The following is a 23,200-nucleotide window of genomic DNA, read 5'->3' on the forward strand; positions in this document are numbered from 1 at the left end:
CAGTACCCGTCGCGGGTGTATCGCGGAAATGGGGCACGCCCGGCCGGCCTCGGGGTGCCCGACTTCTATGCCATTCCTTTGGCCCTTCTTGGGGAAAACCTCAACTTCCGGCGCGGATCTTTCCGATCACGCAAGGGCTATGGTCTACGTCACTGCATACAGTATTCACTTTCCGCTGCCGCAGCGTCGCGCTCCGCGGCGCACGAGTGAGGTGACTCGGTGACCATGGCCACCCGCAAGCCCCCCACTGGCACCAAGGCACTGGACGGCATCCGCGTCCTGGACATGACGCACGTCCAGTCCGGGCCCTCCGCGACCCAGCTGCTCGCCTGGCTCGGCGCGGACGTCGTCAAGCTGGAGGCCCCGACCGGTGACATCACGCGCAGGCAGCTGCGTGACCTGCCGGACGTCGACTCCCTGTACTTCACGATGCTCAACTGCAACAAGCGCAGCATCACCCTGAACACCAAGACCGGGCGCGGCAAGGAGATCCTGACCGAGCTGATCCGCCGCAGCGATGTCATGGTCGAGAACTTCGGGCCGGGCGCGGTCGACCGGATGGGGTTCACCTGGGACCGCATCAGGGAGATCAACCCGCGGATCGTCTACGCCTCCATCAAGGGCTTCGGCGAGGGCCCGTACACCGCTTTCAAGGCGTACGAGGTCGTCGCGCAGGCGATGGGCGGATCGATGGCGACCACCGGCTTCGAGGACGGCCCGCCGCTCGCGACCGGCGCCCAGATCGGCGACTCGGGAACGGGCGTGCACGCCGTCGCGGCGATCCTCGCGGCACTGCTGCAACGCGAGCGGACCGGCCGCGGCCAGCGCGTGAACGTCGCGATGCAGCACGCCGTGCTCAACCTGTGCCGGGTCAAACTCCGTGACCAGCAGCGCCTCGCACACGGCCCGCTCGCCGAGTACCCGAACGAGGACTTCGGCGACGAGGTCCCCCGCTCCGGCAACGCCTCCGGCGGCGGCCAGCCCGGCTGGGCCGTCAGATGCGCACCCGGCGGACCCAACGACTACGTGTACGTGATCGTGCAGCCCGTCGGCTGGCAACCGCTCAGCGAACTGATCGGACATCCGGAGCTGGCCGGCGACCCGGGGTGGGCCACCCCCGAGGCGCGGCTGCCCAAGCTGGACAAGATGTTCCAGCTGATCGAGGAATGGACGTCCACCCTGCCGAAACGGCAGGTGCTGGAGAAGCTGAACGCGCACAACATCCCGTGCGGGCCGATCCTGTCGACGAAGGAGATCATCGAGGACGAGTCGCTGGCCGCCAACGAGATGGTGGTCACCGTCCCGCACCCGGAGCGCGGCGAGTTCGTGACCGTGGGAAGCCCGCTCAAACTCTCCGACTCACCCGTCGACATCACCGCCTCCCCGCTGCTCGGCGAGCACAACGAGGAGATCTACGTCGGCGAACTCGGCCTGGGCGGCGAAGAGTTGCGCCTGCTCAAGTCGGACGGAGTGATCTGAGCATGCAGCGAAACCGCCGCCACTCGACCGGAGCGGCCCGGCATCCGCCGCTGCCGGCACGGCGACGCGGACCCCCGCGGCGCCGTCACCCACCCCCAGACCCGCGGACCGGCACGACCGGCCCGCGTGACAGGTCCGGCTCGGGCACCGTCGCCCGCGGCCAGACCTCCCCGTACTGCCATGGAGTACCGACCAGGGGGCGCTGGCGAGTCTCTTGAGCAAGGGGATTGGAAATGACAACGGCATCAACCGTACGACCCGCATACCGAGAGGTCACAGATGCGAACGGACGTGTGTACCGGGTCGGCGAGAGCGCCAGAGACATTCTGGGCGGCCCGCGCCTGCTGATGGTGATACTTCCGTGGGTGGCCATGATGGCCATCAGCGTCGCGGAATACGCCTACGGCTCGGCCGAGGAAGTCCTGTCCGACGCGCATGGCTGGACGTCCACCAACACGTTCTGGGTTCTGGGCGTGTGGACGGTCTTCCAGGCCGCAGTCGCCTTCCCGACGGGAAGGCTGCGGGAACGCGGGATCCTCAGTGCCCGCGGTGCCACCCTCATAGGAGCCGTCCTGGCCGGGATCGGTTTCTTCGCCCTCAGCCACGCGCCGAACGTGCCGCTGGCGATCCTGGGCTTCGGGTTCTTCGGTGGCACGGGCGCCGGCATGGTCTACTCGACCTGCGTCAACATCGTCGGCAAGTGGTACCCGGAACGGCGAGGCGGCAAGACCGGCTTCGTCAACGGCGGCTTCGCCTACGGATCCGTACCGATGATCTTCGTCTTCACCTACTCCTTCGACGCCGGCAACTACCACACGGTGCTCGACCTGGTCGGTGTCTACGTACTGATCCTCGTGGCGATCTGCGGCTGGTTCTTCAAGGACCCGCCGAAGAACTGGTGGCCGCAGGAGGTCGACCCGATCGAACACAGCAAGAACGCCACCAGCGACAGGTCGCTGTCCAAGAACCCGCCTGCCGTGCGGCAGTACGAGCCGATGGAGGCCATCCGCACCGGGATGCTCCCGCTGATGTGGTTCTGCCTGGTGCTGTGCTCCGGGGTGTCCATCTTCGGCATCTCCTTCCAGGTCCCGTACGCGAAGGACATCGGGTTCGGTCCGCTGGTGGCCGCCTCGTCGATGGGCATCATGTCCATCATCAACGGCACCGGCCGCGGTGTGACCGGCTGGCTGTCCGACCGGCTCGGCCGCAAGCAGACCCTGATCCTGGTGGTGGCGGTCGAGGGACTGTCGCAGTTCGGTGTCCTGTGGGCCGGTGACATCCGCAGTGAATGGTTGTTCCTCATCTTCGCCTTCATCTCCGGCTTCGGCGGCGGCGCGTTCTTCCCGATGTTCGCGGCACTGACCCCGGACTACTTCGGCGAGAACAACAACGCCCAGAACTACGGACTGGTCTACAGCTCCAAGCTGGTCGGCGGGCTGGCCGGCAGCGGCCTCGGTGCGACGGTCGTCGCGGCCTGGGGCTACTCCGGGGCGTACGCCCTCGCCGGATGCCTCGGGCTGGCCTCGGCGGCGCTCGCGCTGCTGCTGCGGCAACCGGGCCGTCCCTCGGCGGGCCGGGTCCGGGCCGGGGCCGGTGGTGCGTTGCAGGTGAGCGGCGAAACGGTCTGACCCGCACCCGCGCACCCGGCTGACACAGCCGCTCGTCGCGATCCGTCCCCCGTCATCGGCGGACGGACCGCGGCGGGCGGCTCTCCCGTGCGGCGTCCGGCGCCGCACCGCTCCGGTACGCGCGTACGTCCGCGCCCACGGCCCGTGCCTACTGCCCGTGCCTACTGCTCTGTGCTCACTGCTTCCGTGCCTACTGCCCTGTGCCCACTGGTCCGTGCCTACTGCTCGGATTTCTTGCGCTTGTGGTAGCTGACGCGGGTGTGCTCGGTGTGGTCCCGCATCAGCTGCCGGGTGTGCTGCTCGTCGCCCGCCTCGATGGCCTCGATCATCGCCCGGTGCTCCTGCCACGACAACGCGCCGCGGGTACGGGCCACGGGCGTGTAGAACCACCGGACGCGGCGATCCACCTGCGCGGACAGCTCCGCCAGGACCGAATTCGCCGCCAGCTCCATCAGATACGCGTGGAAGGCGGCGTTCGCGGCGACCACGGCGTCGACGTCGTCGTCCGCCAGGGCCCGCTCGCCCGCCTCGCACAGCTCGCGCAGCCGCGCCGTGGCCTCCGGGGTGGCGTTGGCCGCCGCCAGCCGCGCCGCCTCGGCCTCCAGCAGACCCCGGACGACCAGCAGTTGGTCGGCCTCGTCCTCCGTGGGGTCGTGGACGAACGCCCCCTGGGCCGGGCGCAGATCCACCCAGCCCTCGGTGTTGAGCCGTTGCAGGGCCTCGCGGACCGGCTGGCGGGAGACGCCCAGATGGCCGGCGAGTTCGGTCTCGACCAGATGCTGTCCGGGCTTGAGCGACCTGGTGACGATCAGCTCCAGCAGGGCCTCGTAGACGCGCTCGCGCAGCGGGCCGGGGCGCTCCAGCTTGGGTACGGTACCGGTCGGCAATGCCGCGGACGTCATGGCTCCACCTCTCGGCAGCGGTTCCTGGCTGAAATTGGTTTTCGTCTACAGTCTACGCGCTCGATTGCACGTGGGCATGACCTCGCGCGGGTTGGGAGAGATCAGGCCATTGTTCTGCACCCTTATTGCGCGCGCAGCATACTGTAGACAGAATGTTGTCGACTATCAGCGGAGCCCTGCCGATCTCGAACATGGCAGGAAGCGTGGTGCCCGCGCGCCATTCATAAGGACAGGGATTGCTGCAGCGAGTCACTGAGCCAGGGCTGGTCGACACGGGCCGGATCACCGAGTGGTGCCGCAGGAGCAGCGACGTGTCCCGACAGGACCCGGTCCTGTCCCTGGCCGAGGGCCGCCCGGCCGTCGACACCGGCCTGCGCGGCATTCCATGATCGTGTACACGCGCGAGCAACGCCCGACTCAGCGTACGGCGGCCACCGTGAGCTGACGGCGATGCGGCACGTGACACGGACGCGGGACCGGCCGGCGGGTGCGCCCCCTGGGCCGGCCGGTCCCCGCGTCAGCACCCCCTACGCACCGCTCCGCCCGCGCGCCTGAGGAACCACGCCATGCGCGCGGGCGGCCAGGAAACATCACGGCGGCCGGCGGTGCCGCGGCCCCGAACGGCAGCCGGACCGCCGAAGTGCCGCCGGCGGCCTCACCAGTCGACCGGCAGCGCGTGGAGGCCCTTGAGCATCGTCTCCTCCCTCCAGCGCACCTCGCCGTCGGGCGTGGCCAGCTTCAGCGCGGGCAGGCGGGTCAGCAGGGTTTCCAGCGCCACCTGGAGTTCCAGCCGGCCCAGCCGTGCCCCGACACAGAAGTGCGCGCCGTGTCCGAAGGTCAGATGCGCGGCCTCCGGCGCCCGGTCGAGGACGAGCGCCTCGGGGTCGCGGAAGACCGCGGGATCCCGGTTGGCCGCCGACGTGTCGACCAGGACCGGTTCCCCCGCGCGGACGAGATCCCCGCCCACTTCGACGTCCTCGGTCGCGTACCGGCAGAAGACGAGGCCGTTGGGCATCGGCACGTAGCGCAGCATCTCCTCGATGGCGACCGGGAGGTCCGCCGGGTGCTCGCGCAGTCGCGACAGCCACTCGGGGCGACGCAGCAGCAGATAGCAGAAGTTGGGGATCTGCTTGGAGGTGGTGACGAACCCGCCGGTGAGCAACTCGATGGACAGCTTGATCAGTTCGTCGTAGGAGAGGCGTCCCTCCTCGTAGTGCGCCCGTACGAGGCAGGTGAGCAGGTCGTCGCCCGGCTCCCGCCGGCGCTCCTCCACCAGCCCGGTCAGGTAGGCGAAATACGCCCCCGATTCGGCGGCGAGGTCCTCGTTGGTCACGACCTGGGCCAGCAGGACTTCGAGCCACTTCTGGACACGGTGGCGGTCCGTCGCCGGCACGCCGAGCAGATCGCAGATCATGGCGATCGACAGCGGGACGGCGAAGTCCTGCACGAGGTCGCCCGGTGGTCCCGACTCCTCGAGCCGGTCCAACAGCCCCTCGGCGGCCTCGCGCACCACGACCCGCATCTGCTCGACACGGCGCGCGCTGAAGTGCCGGGCCACCACACCGCGCAGCCGGGTGTGCACGGGCGGGTCGGTGGAGAGCAGCCCGTCACCGCCGGGGGACAGCTCCCTCATCCGGGGCTGGTCCCGTTCCACTCCGGCCGCCAGACTGAACCGCGGGTCGGACAGCACGAACCGCGCGTCGGCGTGCCGGGTGACCAGCCAGGTGTCCTCGCCGTAGGGCAGCCGGACCTTGCGCAGCGGCCCGTTGCGCAGTTCGGCGTAGATCGGCGAAAGCTCCAGGGGGTCAGCGGACGTGAACGGATACGGCAGCGGCGCCGGTCGTTCGCTCATCGGGGTCTCCATCCTTCCCATCGGGTCCTACGGGGATGACGACATGGGTCGGGAGCGGCCCCGACGCGTCGATGTGTGCGGTGAACGCCCTGCCGTCGTCGCGGCAGACGAACTGCATGACGTGCCGGCCGGCGGCCGCGGCGCGGATGAGGCCGCCGGTGGTGGCCCAGACCCCGGAGAGGTAGAAGTTCGCGAGGCCGGGCAGGGCCGGCCCGTACTTCTTGACGACCTTCTCCATCGTCTCGCCGCTTTCCACGAACGGCTGCCAGCCGAGGACGGTCCCGTCGTAGTTCCCGGTGTAACGGACCTGGGTGAGCGGGGTCGACACATCCCGCACCGCGACGTTGTCCGTCAGGCCGGGGAACCGCCGGTCGAGGAAGCCCAGCAGCATGTCGCGCACCTGGTGCTTCGCCTCGTAGTACGGCCGCCCGCGGCGCACCGGCAGGGTGTGCAGCTCCGTTCCGCCCCGGCTGCGGGTGCGCTGCTCCGGGCCGTCGCTCAGCGCGCGCCAGGGACCGACGTCGCTGAAGTAGGTGGCGTAGACGACGGTCGACCGCTCGGGCGACAGCTCCGGGTAGTGCAGGCTGCGGAACTGGACGTTGATGCTCGGATGGCGGATGCCGACCAGCCGGGTGGCCTCCTCCTCGGTCAGCAGGTACGTGGTGCAGGGGGCGCCCTCGGGGAAGGGGCGCCGCAGCCCGAGGAAGAGGGTGACGTATCCGGGGAAGACCATGCCCGGCTCGTCGATGACCGAGGTGTACAGCCGCCGGTACTCCTCGGGGAGGTAACGGCCCTTCAGGAGCTTCATCGTGGTGGCGTGCCCGTCGCAGGCCGAGACCACGATGTCCGCGCGGAACTCCCGCCCGTCGCTGAGCCGTACCCCCACCGCCCGGTCGTCCTCGACGAGGATCTCCTCGACCTTCGTGTTGTAGCTGACCTCGCCGCCGAGCCGCAGATAGCGCTGCTCGATCGAGGTCGCGAGCCCCAGTGAGCCGCCCTCCGGCACCCCGGCCGAGAGATTGGCGTGCGCGGACAGCTGGAAATAGAACGGCAGCACCGGAAAAGCGGAATGCTTCTCGTAGAGGATGAAATTGAACGCCTCGCGCAGCAGCGGATCCTTGAACTTCGCGGAATAGTCCGTCATCAGGACGCTGATCGACTTGCGGATGACATTGAAATAGGGGACGAACGACGCGAGCATGCGCCAGCGTTCGGTGCGGCCCATCAGTCCCACCGGTTTGAGGAAGGGATACGCGGCAAGGCACTTGCGGAACTTCCGCAGCCCCGAGCAGAAACTTCGGATCAGCCTGGCGTCGGACGGGGAGATCTCCAGCAGATGGGCTTCGAGCCGGTCCGGGTCGGAATAGAAGTAGACCGACCGGCCGTCCCGCCCGCGCACCACGTTGAAGACGTCGAAGTGCCGCATCTGCTTGCCCTGGAGCGCGCCCAGCTCCAGCCAGATCTGGTGCATCTCGTTGCCGGGCCCGTTGCCGAGCAGCCAGCTGACGCAGCAGTCGAAGGTGAAGTCGCCACGGTCCCAGGCCGTGCAGCAGCCGCCCGGGATCTCGTGCATCTCGAAGATCCGGGTCCGGTAGCCGTTCATCTGCGCGTAGCAGCCGGTGGACAGCCCGCCGAGACCGGCCCCGATGATGATCATTGTCTGGCGCTCGCGGGGCTTGCGAGGCATCGTCACGCCCCTCACCTCATGCTCTTGTCGAGCTGGGGCAGGTGGCCCAGCTTCCCGGGATGCCACGTCTCACCGGCCGTGCTCTCCCACGCCCGGAACTCGAGGCCCAGCTCCTCGCAGAGGTACTGGGCCACGAACCGGCCGCCGGCCGCCACCCGGATCAGCCCGCCGCCGGTGAACCACTGACCCGCCAGCGAGAGCCCGTCGAGCCCCGGCAGCCGCAGCCGGTCCTTCTCGATCAGGTGCTGGATCAGGCCGTCGGCTTCGGTGTAGGACTTCCAGGCGAGGATGGAGCCGTGCAGATTGCCGGTGTAGCGCTCGGTGGTCGCGGGCGTGGCGACGTCGACCACCTCGATGCGCGCGGCGATCCCCGGATGGTGGCGCTCCAGGAACTCCCGCACGAACCGGCCGGCCTCCTGCTTGCGCGCCCGGTAGGCGCGGCGGTCGGTGCGGCGCAGTTCCTTCCAGGAGCTGTAGTCGCTGAAGTAGGAGCAGTGGATCACCGACTTGCCGGGCGGTGCCAGCCCGTCCGAGAACCGGGAGCGCAACTGCACCACCAGACTGTCCTGGAGTACGCCGGGCAGCCGGGCGCTGTCGGCGGCGGAGAGCAGATAGGTCGCGCTGTGCGGGGCGTCCGGCGCCACGTCCCCGGCGAACCCGACGAACACCGACACCACCCCCGGGTAGACCAGCTTCGGGGTGCCGAGGACCGACTGGAACAGCCGGTCGGTCCGCGGGCTGGAGTAGCGTCCCTTCAGCAACCGGTCCAGGGTGGTGGCGCCGTCGCAGGCCGCCACCACGTGGTCCGCGTAGTGCCGCTCGCCGCCGCGCAGTTCCACGCCGATCGCCCGGCCGTCCTCGACCAGGATCTGCTCCACCCGGGCGCGGTAGTCGATCCGGCCGCCGAGCGAGGTGTAGCGCTCCTCGATCGACCGGGCCAGCCCCAGCGAACCGCCCTGCGGGAAGCCCGCGTTGGACTGGTGGGCCCCCGCCATGTTGAACAGGTACGGCAGCAGCGGGAAGACCTCGTGGTCCTGGAAGAAGACGAACGGCAGCGCCCGGCGCAGCAGCGGATCCTCGAAGCGCGCGGCGAAGGACTCCATGGAGGTCCCGGCGGTGCGCCGGAACAGGTTCAGCAGCGGCAGGATCTTCCGCAGCGCCCTGGCCTTCTCCCGCAGCGTCAGCAGCGGGGCCGGCTTCAGGAACGGGAAGATGTCGATGTCGGTGAACCGCCGCAGGTCACGGCAGAACGACCGGATCAGCGGCGCGTCCGCCGGCGAGAGCCGCAGCAGGTGCCGCTCCAGCCGGTCGGGGTCGTTGTAGAAGACCACCGACCGGCCGTCGTCGTCGACGACCGTGTTGAACACCTCGAAGTTGCGGATGGTCTTCCCGTCCAGGGCCCCCAGCTCGCGCCAGACCTGATGGGCCTCGTTGCCCGGGGCGGTGCCGGTCAGCCATTCGATGCAGTAGTCGAAGACGTAGCCGTCCCGGGACCAGGCCGTGCAGCAGCCGCCCGGCAGCACGTGCTTCTCGAAGACACGGGTCTCCATGCCGCTCATCTGCCCGTAGCAGCCGGCGGAGAGCCCGCCCAGGCCCGCTCCGACGATGATGACGCGCGGCTTGGCCCCGGGGGCACGCTCGCGTTCGCTCCACTGCACCCTGCTACTACGCCGCATGCGGGGCCGCCCCTTCGATCACGGCGGTGTGCGTGAGGACGCCGCGCACCAGCCGGGCGTTGTGCTCGATGCACCCCGGGTCGAGCATGTCCGCGTGGACGCCGGCGCCGCGCAGCACCTCGGTGCGCACGGTCGAGGTGCCGTGCCAGGTCCCGCGCTCGCCCGCGGCGTAGAAGGCCACCTTCTGCTCGTCGGAGACGACGGTGACGGCCGCGCCGACCGTGCCGAGGTTGGGAGTACGGCCGCAGAAGGCGATGTAGTCCCTGGCCTGGTCGAGGGTCTCCTGCGCGAGGGTCTCGGAGCCGGTGTGCTTGTGCAGGTGCTCGCGCAGCTCCCGCTCGAACGCCTCGATGTGCTCGGCGCCCGGGGTGAAGGCGGCGTCGATGCGGTACGAGTCGACGATGACGACGTCGGCGACCTCACGGCCGCGCCGTTCGAGTTCCTTGGCCACCTCGAAGGCGAGGTTCCCGCCGAGGGAGTAGCCGAGCAGCGCGCAGGGCCCCTCGGGCTGGTGCGCGGCGATCAGATCGGCGTACCGGGCGACCTTGTCGTCCTCGGCGACGTAGTTGAACGCCACGAGTTCGTACTCCGGCAGCTGCTCGGCGAACCGCCGGTAGACCAGGCCGTGCCCGCCCGCGGGCGGGAAGCAGAACACGGCGGGACCCGCTCCCCGGTTGAAGCGGAGGAACGGCTGGGCGCCCGGCAGCCGGCCGGTGATGATGTGCTCGACCGTCCGGGCCATCCCGTGCAGCGTCGTGACCTTGAACAGCTGGCTGACCGGGATGCTGATCTCGAACTCGTCCTGCAACCCGTGGATCAGCTCGATCAGCTTGATGGAGCTGCCGCCGACCTCGAAGAAGTCGTGCTGGAGACCGACCTCCCCGAGACCGAGCAGCGCCGCCCAGTGGTCGGCCATCCGCGTCTCGTAGAGCGTCACGGGCGGCTCGTGGGCGTCCTCGCCGGTCTCGAACCGGGGCTCGGGCAGCGCGTTGACGTCGACCTTGCCGTTCGGGGTGAGCGGCAGCGCGGGCAGCTCGGTGAAAGCCGCCGGGACCAGATACGTCGGCAGGTGCTCGCCGAGGTGCCGGCGCAGCTCCCGCCAGTCGAGCTTCGCGCCGGGTGCGGCGACGCCGTACGCGCACAGCGTGTTCTCGCCGTTGCGGTCCGGCCGGACGACGACGACCGCCTGGGCCAGCGCGGGCCATTCCGCGAGCTGGAACTCGATCTCGCCGATCTCCACCCGGTGGCCGCCGACCTTGACCTGTGAGTCGGCCCGGCCGAGCAGGTGGACTCCGCCGCCGGTGTCCCAGCGGGCCAGGTCGCCGGTCCGGTACAGCCGTACCGGTGCCGCGCCGCTGCCGTGGTCCAGGGTGCGGCTGACGAAACGCTCGGCGGTGTGCCCGGGATCGGCGAGATAACCGAGGGCGACCCCGGCGCCGCCGATCCACAGCTCGCCCGCGACGCCCGGCGGCACCGGTGCGCCGTGCCCGTCCAGGATGTACACCTCGGCACCGGGGAACGGCCGGCCGATCGGCACCATCTGGCTCGGTTCCAGGCCGTCGGTCGGGCCCTCGAAGTAGGTGCTGTCCACGGTGGCCTCGGTGAGGCCGTAGGAGTTGACCACGCGGGTGTCCGGTCCGGTCAGGCCGCGCAGCCGGTCGTACTCCTCCACCTTCCAGGTGTCCGAGCCGACGATCAGCAGGCGCATGAAGTCCAGCCGGGCGCCGTCGCGTTCGCAGTGGGCCATCAGGCCGCGCACGACGGAGGGCACGAACTCGGCGCAGTCGACCCGCTCGGCGCGCATGGTCGCGTACAGCCGGGCCGTGTTGAACAGCAGCTCACGGCCGACCAGCACCAGGGTCCCGCCGGAGCACAGGGCGCGGACCAGGTCACCGGTGAACACGTCGAACGCCGGGCCGGCCATCTGGAGATGGACCCGGGCGTCCGTGTCGAGGCGGTACTCCGCTCGCCAGGCGGCGTAGGCGGACGCCAGGTTGCGATGGCTGACCTGCACCGCCTTGGGACGGCCCGTGGAGCCGGAGGTGTAGATGACGTAGGCCGGGCCGTCCATGCCGACGAGTGGGTCGGTCGGGTCGGTCGGATCGGCTGCGTCGGCCGCGGCAGCCGCAGTACCGGCCGCGACCGGCCTGGCCTGCCCGGTGGGCTCGATCTGGTCCGTCGGCCCGGCCGGTTCCGCCTGCCCCGCCGGTTTTGGCGGGGCGGCCGCCGTGCCGGGCGCGCCCGCCGCGTCGGACAGCTCCGCCAGGGTGAGCACGCCGGAATGCCCGGCGAAGCGCGCACCGCCCGCCCCGTCCACGACGACGCGCGCGGCCCCGGCGTGCTCGGCCATGTAGGCCAGCCGGTCGGCCGGGTTGCCGGGGTCGAGCGGCAGATAGGCGCCGCCCGCCCGGAGGACCGCCAGCAGGGTGACCACCAGCTCGGCCGACTTCTCCATGCAGACGGCGACCACCGCGCCGTCGCGGACGCCCAGTTCGCGCAGCCGTCGCGCGCGGTCGCGGCTGCGGCGGTCGAGTGCGGCGTAGGTCATGCGCTCGGTCGTGCCGTCCTCGGCGGGCACGCAGACGGCGGTCGCCCCGGGGTGCTCGGCGGCGGCCCGGGCGATCAGCTCGTGCACCGGCACACCGGGCTCGGCGGCCCGGCGTCCGGCCCCGCTCCAGTCGCCGAGGATCTGCCGGCGCTCACGGGCGCCCAGCAGTTCCAGCCGGCCGGCCGGCTGCGCGGCGGGGGCGCGGGTCAGGGCGTCGAGGACGTTGACGTAGTGCCCGGACAGCCGCCGCATCGTCTCGGCCAGGAACAGGTCGGTGTTGTACTTGAAGACGCAGTGGAAACGCCGGTCCGCCTCGTCCTCGTACACCGACAGCGTCAGGTCGAACTGGCCCTCCTCCTCGGGCAGTTCGATGTACTCCAGGCGGTAGCCGTACTTCTCGGTGGCCACCTTGTGGGTGAGCAGGATGAACATGGCCTGGAAGACCGCGGACCGGCTCGGGTCGTGCTGGAGGCCCAGCTCCTCCACCAGCAGCACGAACGGGTACTCCTGGTTGTCCAGGCCGCCGAGCACGACATCCCGGACCCGGGCGAGCAACTGCTCCACCGACGGGCCGTCCCCCAGATCGACGTGCAGCGGCAGCGGATTGACGAAGTAGCCGTAGACCGAGGAGAACTCCTCCTGGGTACGGCCCGTCACCGGGCTGCCGACGATGATGTCGTCCTGCCCGGAGTAGTGGTGGAGCAGCAGGTAGTAGGCGCTGAGCAGCACCATGAACACGGTGACGTTGTGCTCGCGGGCCACGTCGTGGACGCGGGCGCTGAGGTCGGCGTCGAGCACGAAGAACTCGGACGCGCCGTTGTGGGTCTGCACCGCGGGACGGGGCTTGTCGGTGGGCAGGCCGAGCGCCGGGACGTCGGCCGGCAGCCGGCCCTTCCAGTGGTCGAGCATCCGGCGCGCCTCGGGTCCGGCGAGGAACTGGTTCTGCCAGTTCAGGAAGTCGAGGTAGCGCGCCGAGACCGGCGGCAGCTCGGGGGCGCGGCCCCGGCGCAGCGCCTCGTAGACCGCGAGCAGTTCCTCGATGAAGGTGAAGGTAGAGATCGCGTCGGAGATGATGTGGTGGACGGCCTTCATCAGCACCCAGCGGTCGGGACCGCGCCGGAACAGGCGCAACCGGATCAGCGGGTCGCGTTCGAGGTCGTACGGCTTGCGGTACTCGCGCACGATCATCGCGTGGACGTCGTCCCACGCCACGCCCTCCACGTCGAAGAGGGCGACGTCCCGGCGCAGCGCGGCCTCGGCGGCGGGGGCGACCTTCTGCACCGGCTGCCCCTGCTCGTGCGTGAAGTTGGCGCGCAGGCTGGGATGGCGCTCGATCAGCACCCGGAACGCGTCGAACATCAGCTCCGGTTCGAGTTCCACGCGCACCTCGACCGCGCCGCCGATGTTGTAGGCGAAACCGTCGGGGTTGAGCTGCTTGAGGAACCACAGCGCCTTCTGGTTCTGGGTCAGCGGGTGCCGTCCCTCGTCGCGGAACAGCTCGACCGCGGCACCGCCGGCGGCCTCGTCCGCACCGGCCGCCACCAGCTCGGCCAGGCCCTCGTGGAGCCGGTCGATCAGTTCGCCCACCGGGGCGCTGCTGAGCAGGGTGACGACCGGGAGCGCGAGGCCGAGTTCCGCGTGCACGCGGGAGCGCAGCTCCATCGCGAGCAGCGAGTCCAGGCCCAGTCCGCCCAGTGCGTGGTCGAGCTCGACCTGGTCGGTCGCCACCCGCAGCACACCCGCGACCACCGCCGTGAAGCGCTCGGCCACCAGGGTCCGACGGGCCGCGTCATCGGCGCCCCGGAACGCGTCGAGGAAGCTGCTCTGTTCCCCCTGTGCGGCGGACGGACCGCCCAGGGCCGCGGCCAGCTCGCTCACCAGCGGCGGCGGGGAGGCGTACCAGGCGAGGAAGACCGGCCAGTCGACGACGGTGGCGACGAGCAGCTGGGCCCGGTCCTGCCCGATGACGCGTTCCAGCACGGCCGTCCCCGCCTCGGGCGACAGGGAACTCATGCCGCGGTTCCTGCGGTAGTGCTCGATGAGCCCCAGCTCCTCGATCATGCCGGTCGCCCAGGGACCCCAGTCCAGGCTGAGACCGGGCAGGCCGCGGGCCCGGCGGTGGTGCGCCAGCGCGTCGAGGAACGCGTTGCCCGCCGCGTAGTTGGTCTGCCCGGCGGTCGTCAGCACGGAGGCGATCGAGGAGAAGAGCACGAAGTGGTCGAGCGGTTCCGCGCCGAGATGCCGGTGCAGGAGGTACGCGCCGAGGACCTTGGGATCGTGGACCGCGTCGAAGGTCTCCCGGTCCATGTCGGGCAGCAGGGTGTCGCGGACCTGGCCCGCGAGGTGGAAGACACCGCGGATCGGCGCGGACGCGAGCCGCCGGTACTCCGCCAGCCAGGCCGTCAGGCTCGCCTCGTCGCTGATGTCGAGGGGCGCGAGGACGGGCTGGGCGCCCAGCGCCTCCAGCTCCCGCACGAACCGGACGGCGCGGCCGGCCGCGGAGCCGGGGTCGGTCTCGCGCCAGTGCTCCCGGCCGGGCAGCCGGGTCCGGCCCACCAGGATCAGCCGCCGTGCGCCCCAGGCGACCAGGGCGCGGCAGAGCACCCGGCCCAGCGCGCCGAAGGCACCGGTCACCAGGTAGGCGCCGTCGGCGCGCAGCCGCAGCGGCAGCGGACGGGTCAGCCGGCCGGCGACCGGGGTGAGGCGGCTGGTGTAGCGGTGGCCGGCGCGCAGCGCGATCTCGTCGTCGGCGGTCCCACCGGCGGCCGTCACCTCCCGCAGCAGTGCCTCGGCGTCGGCCTCGCACGAGGCGGACGCGGGATCGAGATCGATCAGCTTCCCGCGGTGGGCGGTGAGTTCCTGCTGCCACAGCACGCGCCCGATGCCCCAGGCCGGAGCGGACAGCGGCTCGACCGGATCACCCGGTACGACGGCCTGGGCGCCGCGGGTGACGATGTGCAGCCTGCCGCCCGGCAGCGCGGACGGCAGCGTCTGGGCGAGCGCGATCAGCGAGTAGCCGCCGACACCGGAGAGTCCACGCAGCTCGTCGGCGGCGGCCGTCGCGTCGAACGTGGGCAGGTCGAGGTTCCACAGGTGCACGACGTGGTCGTACGGCCGGCCGCCCGCGGCGCGCAGGTCGGCGAGGAGACGGTCCAGGTCGGCGGCGGAGTCCGGCCGGACCGTCGACTCCCGCAGGTCGTCGGCGACGCGGTAGGCGGCTCCTGGGCGTACCAGGTGGCAGTGCCCGCCGCGCCCGGCGATCAGCGCCGCGAGCGCGTCGCCGACGCCCCGGCCGTCGGCGAGGACGAGCCAGCGGGGCGCGGCCGTCCCGCCCGCGGCTACGGCCTCTGCCGGGAACGGGGTGACGGTCTCTCCCGGGTACGGCGCGACGGCTTCCGCCCCGTACGGAGCGACCGGGTCCGCCGTACGCGATGTGCCGGCGTCCGCTGCGTGGAGGGCGTCGGTGCGTGCCGCGGACGCGGTGTCGCCGCCCGGTGTGTCCGGGGCGTCGACGTGTGCCGCGTACGGGGTGTCGACGTCCGCCGCGTACGGCGTGTGGACCCAGGTGACGTCGGCCAGCCAGGAGTCCACGGTGCTCAGGCTGACGGCGGCGGAGGCTTGCTCGATGTCGGCGGCGCGGAAGCCGCTGATCCGGCCGAGCGGCGCACCGTCGTCGTCGTGGACGGCGATGTCACCGACGAGTTCACCGTCCGCCCGGCGGGTGACGACGGCGTGCGCCCACAGCGCACGGTCGCCCACGGCGGCCATGCGCACCTCGTCGATCGACAACGGCAGCCGGATGCCGCCCGCGGTGTCCCCGGCGTCGTCACCGGTCTCGACGATCTGCGGGGTCAGCAGGGTCTGGAAGCAGGCGTCGAGGAGGACCGGGTGCATGTGGTGGCGGGTGGCGTCGTCACCGATCGGCTCCGTCGGACGGATCCGGGCCAGCGCCTCGTCCCGGCCGATCCACACCTCCTCGATGCCCTGGAACGCCGGGCCGTAGTGGTAGCCCAGCGTCCTGAGGGCGGCATAGCAGTCGGCGCCGTCGAGGCGGCGCAGGCTGCGCGCCTTAACCGGGCCGGCGTCGAGCCGGGCCGTACCGGCGGCGCGTTGCCCGGTACGGACGACTCCGCGTGCGTGCACGGTCCGCTCCCGGGAGTCGTCGGCGTGCACCGTGGCGACGGTGAACGCGGCGTTCTCCGCGGAGAAGGAGAGCTGCACGGTGGCGGTGTCGCCGCCCAAGGCGGCCGGGGCCGGGTCACCGCCGGACTCCTCCGGGGCGTTCCCGCCGTCCGAACCGGCCGACAGGAACAGCGCCTTGCGCAGCTCGATGTCGGCGATCACGGCCTCCCCGCCGCCGGTCATCGCGCGCACCGCCTGCGTCGCCATCTCCACGTAGCCCGCCGCCGGGAACAGCGCACTGCCCTGGATGCGGTGGTCGAGCAGATAGGGCAGGGCCTCGACGTCGAGTCGGGCCTCCCAGGCCGGTTCCGCCGTGGCCAGCCGACGGCCCAGCAGCGGGTGTTCGCGCCTGCCGAGCCGGATCTGCTCGACCGCCTTCGGCTCCGTCCAGTGCCGGTCCCGCTTCCAGGGGTAGCGGGGCAGCGTCACCGGCCTGCCCCGCGGGTGCAGCACCTCCCAGGCGATGTCGACGCCCGCGTTGTGGAGAGCCGCGAGGGAGAGGGTGAACCGCGCGCGCTCGTCCTCCTGGCGCCGGATCGAGGGCAGGCTGCGCCCCTCGGCGCCCTTGGCGGTCAGGCATTCGGCGATCGAGTGACCCAGCACGGGATGCGGGCCGATCTCCAGGAAGAGGCCGTGGCCGTCCTCGACGAGGCGGTCGACGGCGTCCCGGAAGCGCACGCTGTCGCGGACGTTGCGCCACCAGTAGTCCGCGTCCAGCTCGGGCCCTTCCGCCCGGCCGCGGGCCGCGGCCTGCGGCCCTCCCGTCAGATACAGCGGCACCCGCGCGGCGCGCGGCTCCAGCGCGGCGAGCGAGGACAGCAACTCGTCCTTGATCGGATCCATACGGGGGCTGTGGTAAGGCACTCGTACGGTGAGGAACTTGGCGAAGACGTCCTCCGCCTGGAGTTGCAGGGCCAGCTCCGCGAGCGCGTCCTTGTCCCCGGCGAGGGTGATCGCCGTCGGGCTGTTGACGGCGGCCACCGACACGCGGTCCGCGTACGGCGCCACCCGCCGCTCGGCCTCCTCCTCGGACAGACTCACGGCCAGCATCGCGCCGGTGTCCACGAGCTTCTGCTGGAGGCGGCTGCGGTGCACGACGACCGTGACCGCGTCCCGCAGGGTGTAGACGCCCGCTTCGTAGAACGCCGCGACCTCGCCGGTGCTGTGGCCGACGACGGCGTCCGGACGGACGCCGCGGCTGCGCCACAGGGCCGCGAGCCCGACCTGGACGGCGAAGTTGGCGGGCTGGGCCAGCCAGGTCTCGCTCATCTTCGAGTCCGCCTCGTCGGCGGACAACTCCTCCACCAGCGACCAGCCGGTGAGGTCACGGATCTCGCGGTCGCAGCGTTCGACCGCAGCGCGGTAGACCGGCTCGGTCTCGAACAGCTGCCGGCCCATGGCCCACCACTGCGGCCCCATCCCGGTGAAGACCCAGACCAGCCGCCGCTGCTCGCCCTCGCGCCGCTGGTCGACCAGCACATGGGGGTGCTGGTCGCCGCGCAGATAGGCGTCGAGGGCCGCTTCGAGCGACGTACGCGAGTCGTAGACGACCGACAGCCGCGATTCGAGGTGCTGCCGGCGGCGGGCCAGGGTGTAGCCGATGTCGGTCAGCGAGGCGGCCGGAGCGTGGCCGGACCCGGCCAGCTCCTTGCGGATGCCGGCCGCCGCCTCGGGGAGCAGCGCCGGGTCACGCGTGGTCAGCGGAAGGATGGAGTACGAAGGCGGAACCGCTGCCGCCGAGCCCCCGGCCCCCACGCCCACCTCGGCCCCCGCGCCCACAACGGCCGCCGCCGCACTGCCCGAAGTCCCTGCCGTGCTCGTCGCGCCCTCTGCCGAACTGCCCTTTGAAGCCGCTGCCGCGCCTTCAGCGCCCTCCGTGGCCGCCGCCGTACCCGCTGCCGCGCTCGCCGTACCCGCTGCCGCGCTCGTCGTGGCCGCTGCCGTGTTCCTCGCGGCCTCCGCACGGGCCGGTGCCGCTTCGAGCAGCACGTGGGCGTTGGTGCCGCCGAAACCGAAGGAGTTGACCCCGGCGCGGGCGGGTCCGTCGTGCTCCGGCCAGTCGACCGTGCTGGTCGGGATCCGGTAGGGCAGCGCGTCCAGGTCGATCGCGGGATTGAGCTGGTCGAGATTGATGTGGGGTGGGATCTTCCGGTGCTTCAGGCAGAGTGCTGTCTTGATCAACCCGGCGATGCCGGCGGCCGATTCGGTGTGCCCGATGTTGGTCTTGACCGAGCCCACGTAGCAGGCGGCGCCGGGTTCTCTCCCGATCGACAGCGCCCGGCCTAACGCGCCCGCCTCGATCGGGTCGCCGACCGGGGTCGACGTGCCGTGGGCCTCGACGTACTGCAGGCTGCCGGGCGCGATGCCCGCCTCGGTGCAGACCCGTTCGATCAGGGCGACCTGGGCGTCGGCGTTCGGCACGGTGATGCCGGTGGTACGGCCGTCCTGGTTGACGCCGCTGCCGATGACCACCGCGTGGATCGGATCGCCGTCGCGCAGGGCGTCGTCCAGGCGCTTGAGGGCGACCACGCCGACGCCTTCGGCACGCACGTAACCGTCGGCCGACGCGTCGAAGGTGCGGGAGCGGCCCTCGGGGGAGAGGAAGCCGCCCTTGGTCTCGGCGATGGTGTACTGCGGCGCCATGTGCAGCAGCGTGCCGCCGGCGAGCGCGAGGCTGCTCTCGCCACGGCTCAGGCTCTGGCAGGCCAGGTGGACCGCCACCAGCGAGGAACTGCACGCCGTGTCGAGGGAGACGCTGGGGCCGCGGAAGTCGAAGCAGTACGAGATGCGGTTCGACACCATCGTCATCATCGTGCCGGTCGCGGTGTGGGCGGCCAGCGTCTCGAACCCCAGGTCGGCGAATTGCAGGATCTTGTAGTCCAGCGTGAACGCGCCGACGAAGACGCCGACGTCCTGCCCGGCCAGCTCGGCCGGCTTCTGCCCGCCGTCCTCCAGCGCCTCCCAGGCCACCTCCAGCAACTTGCGCTGCTGCGGGTCCATGTGCGCGGCCTCGCGGGGGCTGATGCCGAAGAACGCCGGGTCGAATTCGTCAAAACCGTCGATGTAACCCCCGCGCCCGCCGACCAGTCGGCCGGGCTTGGTCTTGTCCCGGCTGGCGAGGGTCGCGATGTCATACCGGCTTCCGGGCGTCGCGGTGATGCAGTCCCTGCCGTCGATCAGGTTCTGCCAGAACGTCCGGTGGTCCGAGGCGCCGCCGGGCAGGCGGCAGCCGATTCCGATGATCGCGATCTTGTCGCGGGTGGCGACCTTGCATAGGTCCGACATGGCCGAATCCTTGAGTTGTCGTGGCACGGCGGCGCGTGTGGCAAAGGCAGGACGATGGCCCGACCGCGGCCGGCTCCGGCCGCGGTCAGGCAGAGGTTCGTACAGGGAGGTGCGTCGTCAGTTCACGGGACGTCGCCACGACCGGAGCTGGCTGGCGAAGACGGCCTCGGTCCTCGGGAAGGACGCGGGGTCCTTGAGACCCACGGCGAGTGGCTTCCGGTCGGGATACCAGGTGTAACTGCCGAATATTCGGTCCCAGACAGCCAGTTCCGAGCCGTAGTGACCGGCCTCGGAGAGATCCGTGCTGTGGTGCAGACGATGCTGTTCCGGGCTGGCGAACACGTAGTTGAGCCAGCCGATACGGACGTCGATGTTCGCATGGATGAAATAGCCCTGGGTGATGACGAAGAGGCCGGTCGCGAACACGGATTCCTGGGAGAACCCGAACAGGCTCAGCGACAACTGCACGCTGCTCTGCGCCAGTAGGACGTCCAGGACGTGGTTGACGCCGTTGTTGGCGACGTTGACCTTCTCCGGCACATGGTGGATGCCGTGCAGCCGCCACAGCCAGCGGTTGGTGTGACCCAACCGGTGCACCAGATAGCTGGCCAGCGACCCCACCAGCAGCGCCAGTGGGATCTCGGCTGCCAGGGGCAGCTTCGGCTTGGCCGGGGACAGGACGGCGACGAGTGCGGCGACCAGCATCTGCGCGATGACGCTGCCCGAGGTGGTCAGCACGAAGTAGACGCCGTACCAGCCCCATTCGCGGCGGTCCGGGTGCCAGGTGCGGTCGTAGGGGATCACTCGCTCCATGATCATCAGATAGGCGATGACTCCGAACTGGAAGGCGGAGGTCGCCAGTCCGGGATTCAGGTGGAAGCGCAGTACCACGACGGCCACGACGACCATCAGCACCAGCAGCACGGGATAGGCCGTGCGACGAATCCACATGGGTGCCCCTCCCCTCCCTGAGACCCCGTGTCCCTCGCTTCGTACCTGCCCCCCGTGGCAGTGTGTAATCATGCGACAACTAAGAGTGATTGTATGACATTTGCAGAGTCCAGGGTTACCCAGGGGTGAAAGGTTGAACGGAAGATCGAACTCCGGATGGGTGGCCGCTCTGAGTGACCGGCTCGGGCGACCGGCCTGGGCGACGGGTCCGGGCGACCGGCCCGGGCGGGCCCCACGGACCACCGTGACGCTCGCCTCGCCGCCACCGGCACGGAACGGCCGTCCGGGCCCAGCGGCCGACGGAGGCGCCGGTCCGGCCCGGCCGCCAGGACCGCCGCGGGGTGCGCCGCGGGTGCCGACGGATCAGGATGGTGGGAGAGAAGCCGTACGGCAGCAGTACCGTCGTGCCTCCGGCAGGGCCGCGGTGGGCGCCGGGCGGGCCGTGGGCCGCCCACGCGCACCGGGCCGCGTACCCGGTGGAACCTCGCCGCTGTCGCCGTCCCCGACCGAAGGACATTCCATGACCGCATCCGCCGCCTCCCGCCCCGCCGAGGCTTCCGGCACCTTCTCCCTCGGCGGTGACCTGCCCGTCCGTCGCATCGGATACGGAGCCATGCAGCTGACCGGCCCCGGCGTATGGGGACCGCCCGCGGATCCCGACGAAGCCGTGCGCGTGTTGCGGCGTGCCGTCGAGTTGGGTGTGAACCTCATCGACACCGCGGACTCCTACGGCCCCTTCGTCAGCGAGCAGTTGATCCACAAGGCGCTCCATCCGTATCCGGACGATCTCGTCATCGCCACCAAGGCCGGCCTGAGCCGCGCCGGTCCGGACGACTGGCGCCCGCTCGGCCGCCCCGAATACCTGCGCCAGCAGTGCGAGCTGAGCCTGCGCCATCTCGGTCTGGACCGCATTGACCTCTTCCAACTGCACCGCATCGACCCCAAGGTGCCGCCGGCCGACCAACTCGGCGAACTGGTCCTCCTCCAGCGGGAGGGCAAGATCCGGCACATCGGCGTGTCCGAGGTCACCGTCGAGCAGATCGGTCAGGCACGTCGGATCGCGGACATCGTGTCCGTGCAGAACCTGTACAACCTCGCCAACCGCGCTGCCGAGGACGTACTGGACCACTGCGAGCAGGAGAACCTGGCCTTCATCCCATGGTTCCCCATGGCCACGGGCGAACTCGCCCGCCTGGGCGGTCCGCTGGACGACGCGGCCAGAAAACACCACGCGAGTCCGTCGCAGCTCGCGCTCGCCTGGTTGCTGCGCCGTTCCCCGGTGATGCTCCCCATCCCCGGCACGTCGAGCGTCGCCCATCTCGAACAGAACGTCGCGGCCGCCGAAGTCACCCTCACCGACGAGGAGTTCTCCGCGCTGGCCGACAGCATCAACGCCTGACCGGTCCGCAGCTGCCCTCGCCCGACCCGTGCACCCGTGCCTCGCACCCAACGCGAACCCGGCCGCGCCCCGTTGAGGACCGGGTCACGGTCGCGAACGCCGCGCGTCCTCAGGTGGGACCACACCACAAGAAGGGGTGGTCGCACTGGTGACGCGCGGCGACGGTGAGACGGCCGACCCTCGGTCAGGTCAGTTGGCGGGCAGGACCTTCCAGGAGCCGGTGTCCGTCCCGCGGTCCGTGTAGTGGCTGGTGGACACGTCGTACTTGGCGCCCTGCCGGCTGGAGTGGCCGTTGGTGTCGAGGAAGCCGCCGTTGGCGGATCCGTAGTCGTTCAGCAGGTGCACGATGTCGTCCGTGCGGATGTTGCCGTCCGTGGGTGAGGACGTCCTGCCGAAGATGTGCCACTTCCCCGTGCCGGGGCCGCGGTCCTTGGTGACGGTCGTGGACACCTCGTACTTGGCACCCTGACGGGTGGAGTGTCCGTTGGTGTCCAGGTAGGTGCCGCTGCCGTACTGGTTGATGAGGTAGATGACGTCGCCGCTGGTGACGCGGGTGCCGTCGGCCTTGCCGGTGGCGGAGACGATCTTCCAGACCGAGGTCGCGGGGCCGCGGCTGTTGGGGGTCTGGTTGGTGCTCACATCGTAGGTGGCGCCCTGCTGGCTGGAGTGTCCGTTGGTGTCCAGGTAGCCGCCGTCGCCTCCGTACTGGTTCTGCAGCAGGATGTCGCTGCCGTAGGTCAGTTCGCCGACGGCGGCGGCACCGGCGGCCGTCGACGGAGCGGCCAACGAGGCCGCCGCGGCAAAGGCCGCTGCCGCGGCGCACGCCGCCAGACGCTGCTTCATGGTGTGGAACACGCACCCTCCATGTCGCTCTGTGTACGCGATCGGTTGCACAGCGGTGAGTGTGTCGCGGCGCTGGAGCGGCTGCGTCCGGCTTGCGCTTTCTGTCGCGCCAAACCCTCCTATGTGGGGAAGTTCCCCGGCTCTCGTGTGATCAGGTCGTCGCGGAGGACGTCGAACACGGGCAGGTCGGCTGCGCGGCGACCGTCGGCGCGGTGACCGGTGGCGCGGTGACTGGTGGTGCGGCGACCAGCGGGGTTCCGGCTCACGGGTAACGCCGGAGTGCGCACGTGGCGGAGGATGTCGAGAAGGGCCTCTCAGTCGATACAGAACTCGTTGCCCTCGATGTCCAGCATCGGGATACACGAATCATTGCCGTCATACAGCGTGCGCACGTGCACCGCACCGAGCGGGACCAGTCGTGCGCATTCGGCCTCAAGTGCGGCGAGGCGCTCTTCACCCACGAGTCCGGTGCCGACCCGCACATCAAGATGCACCCGGTTCTTGGCGGCCTTCCCCTCGGGGACCCGCTGGAAGTACAGCCGCGGGCCCACATCTGAGGGATCGACGCAGGCGAACCAGGAATCCCGCTGCTCAGGTGGCTGCGAGCGCTTGAAATCGTCCCAAGTGGCAAACCCCGCCGGTGGCGGCGGTGTCACGTACCCCAGCACCTCGCACCAGAAACGAGCGAGCCGCTCAGGTTCTGCGCAGTCGAAGGTGACTTGGAACTTCTTGATCGGCGTCATCGGGTAACTGTACGGGCGTGTGCCG

At 70.7% G+C, this 23,200-nt stretch carries 12 protein-coding genes; 4 read left to right on the forward strand and 8 right to left on the reverse strand.

Features of this window, described 5'->3' with window-relative positions:
• Positions 1-225 precede the first annotated feature (225 nt).
• Positions 226-1,479: a formyl-CoA transferase gene (gene frc / locus ACFY2B_RS08935; protein ID WP_390762466.1), complete on the forward strand. Its 1,254-nt coding sequence runs from the start codon at positions 226-228 to the stop codon at positions 1,477-1,479.
• Between the two features lie 233 nt (positions 1,480-1,712).
• Positions 1,713-3,107, forward strand: a complete 1,395-nt coding sequence (locus tag ACFY2B_RS08940; RefSeq protein WP_390762467.1) for an OFA family MFS transporter — start codon at positions 1,713-1,715, stop codon at positions 3,105-3,107.
• A 218-nt stretch (positions 3,108-3,325) separates the two neighbouring features.
• On the opposite strand, the gene ACFY2B_RS08945 is transcribed toward ACFY2B_RS08940, so the two are convergent.
• Positions 3,326-4,009: a GntR family transcriptional regulator gene (locus ACFY2B_RS08945; RefSeq protein WP_390762468.1), complete on the reverse strand. Its 684-nt coding sequence runs from the start codon at positions 4,007-4,009 to the stop codon at positions 3,326-3,328.
• Between the two features lie 236 nt (positions 4,010-4,245).
• On the opposite strand from ACFY2B_RS08945, the gene ACFY2B_RS08950 reads away from it, so the two are divergent.
• Entirely contained in the window at positions 4,246-4,398 is a 153-nt protein-coding gene (locus tag ACFY2B_RS08950; RefSeq protein WP_390762469.1) for a hypothetical protein, read from the forward strand.
• A 266-nt stretch (positions 4,399-4,664) separates the two neighbouring features.
• Here the strand turns inward: ACFY2B_RS08950 and ACFY2B_RS08955 are convergent, their stop codons facing one another.
• From ACFY2B_RS08955 to ACFY2B_RS08975, 5 genes are all read right to left on the reverse strand, one after another.
• Positions 4,665-5,861 (reverse strand): cytochrome P450, encoded by a 1,197-nt coding sequence (locus ACFY2B_RS08955; protein ID WP_390762470.1) that lies wholly within the window; start codon positions 5,859-5,861, stop codon positions 4,665-4,667.
• Positions 5,815-7,518 (reverse strand): phytoene desaturase family protein, encoded by a 1,704-nt coding sequence (locus ACFY2B_RS08960; RefSeq protein WP_390762652.1) that lies wholly within the window; start codon positions 7,516-7,518, stop codon positions 5,815-5,817. The genes ACFY2B_RS08955 and ACFY2B_RS08960 overlap by 47 nt, the downstream gene beginning before the upstream one ends.
• 41 nt (positions 7,519-7,559) lie before the next feature.
• Entirely contained in the window at positions 7,560-9,224 is a 1,665-nt protein-coding gene (locus ACFY2B_RS08965; RefSeq protein WP_390762471.1) for a phytoene desaturase family protein, read from the reverse strand.
• Complete coding sequence (locus ACFY2B_RS08970) at positions 9,214-19,239, reverse strand: amino acid adenylation domain-containing protein (protein ID WP_390762472.1); 10,026 nt, start codon at positions 19,237-19,239, stop codon at positions 9,214-9,216. The genes ACFY2B_RS08965 and ACFY2B_RS08970 overlap by 11 nt, the downstream gene beginning before the upstream one ends.
• Before the next feature lie 117 nt (positions 19,240-19,356).
• Complete coding sequence (locus ACFY2B_RS08975; protein ID WP_390762473.1) at positions 19,357-20,190, reverse strand: sterol desaturase family protein; 834 nt, start codon at positions 20,188-20,190, stop codon at positions 19,357-19,359.
• Positions 20,191-20,710: 520 nt separating this feature from the next.
• Here ACFY2B_RS08975 and ACFY2B_RS08980 point away from each other — a divergent pair.
• Positions 20,711-21,589 (forward strand): aldo/keto reductase, encoded by an 879-nt coding sequence (locus tag ACFY2B_RS08980; protein ID WP_390762474.1) that lies wholly within the window; start codon positions 20,711-20,713, stop codon positions 21,587-21,589.
• A gap of 189 nt (positions 21,590-21,778) precedes the next feature.
• Here ACFY2B_RS08980 and ACFY2B_RS08985 read toward each other — a convergent pair whose 3' ends face one another.
• Both ACFY2B_RS08985 and ACFY2B_RS08990 read right to left on the reverse strand, forming a co-directional pair.
• Entirely contained in the window at positions 21,779-22,444 is a 666-nt protein-coding gene (locus ACFY2B_RS08985; protein WP_390762475.1) for a hypothetical protein, read from the reverse strand.
• A gap of 302 nt (positions 22,445-22,746) precedes the next feature.
• On the reverse strand, positions 22,747-23,175 hold the full coding sequence (locus tag ACFY2B_RS08990; RefSeq protein WP_390762476.1) for a VOC family protein: 429 nt from the start codon (positions 23,173-23,175) through the stop codon (positions 22,747-22,749).
• Between the last annotated feature and the right edge of the window lie 25 nt (positions 23,176-23,200).

Source organism: Streptomyces sp. NPDC001270 (assembly GCF_042896695.1).
In the GTDB taxonomy this organism is placed as follows: Bacteria; Actinomycetota; Actinomycetes; order Streptomycetales; family Streptomycetaceae; genus Streptomyces.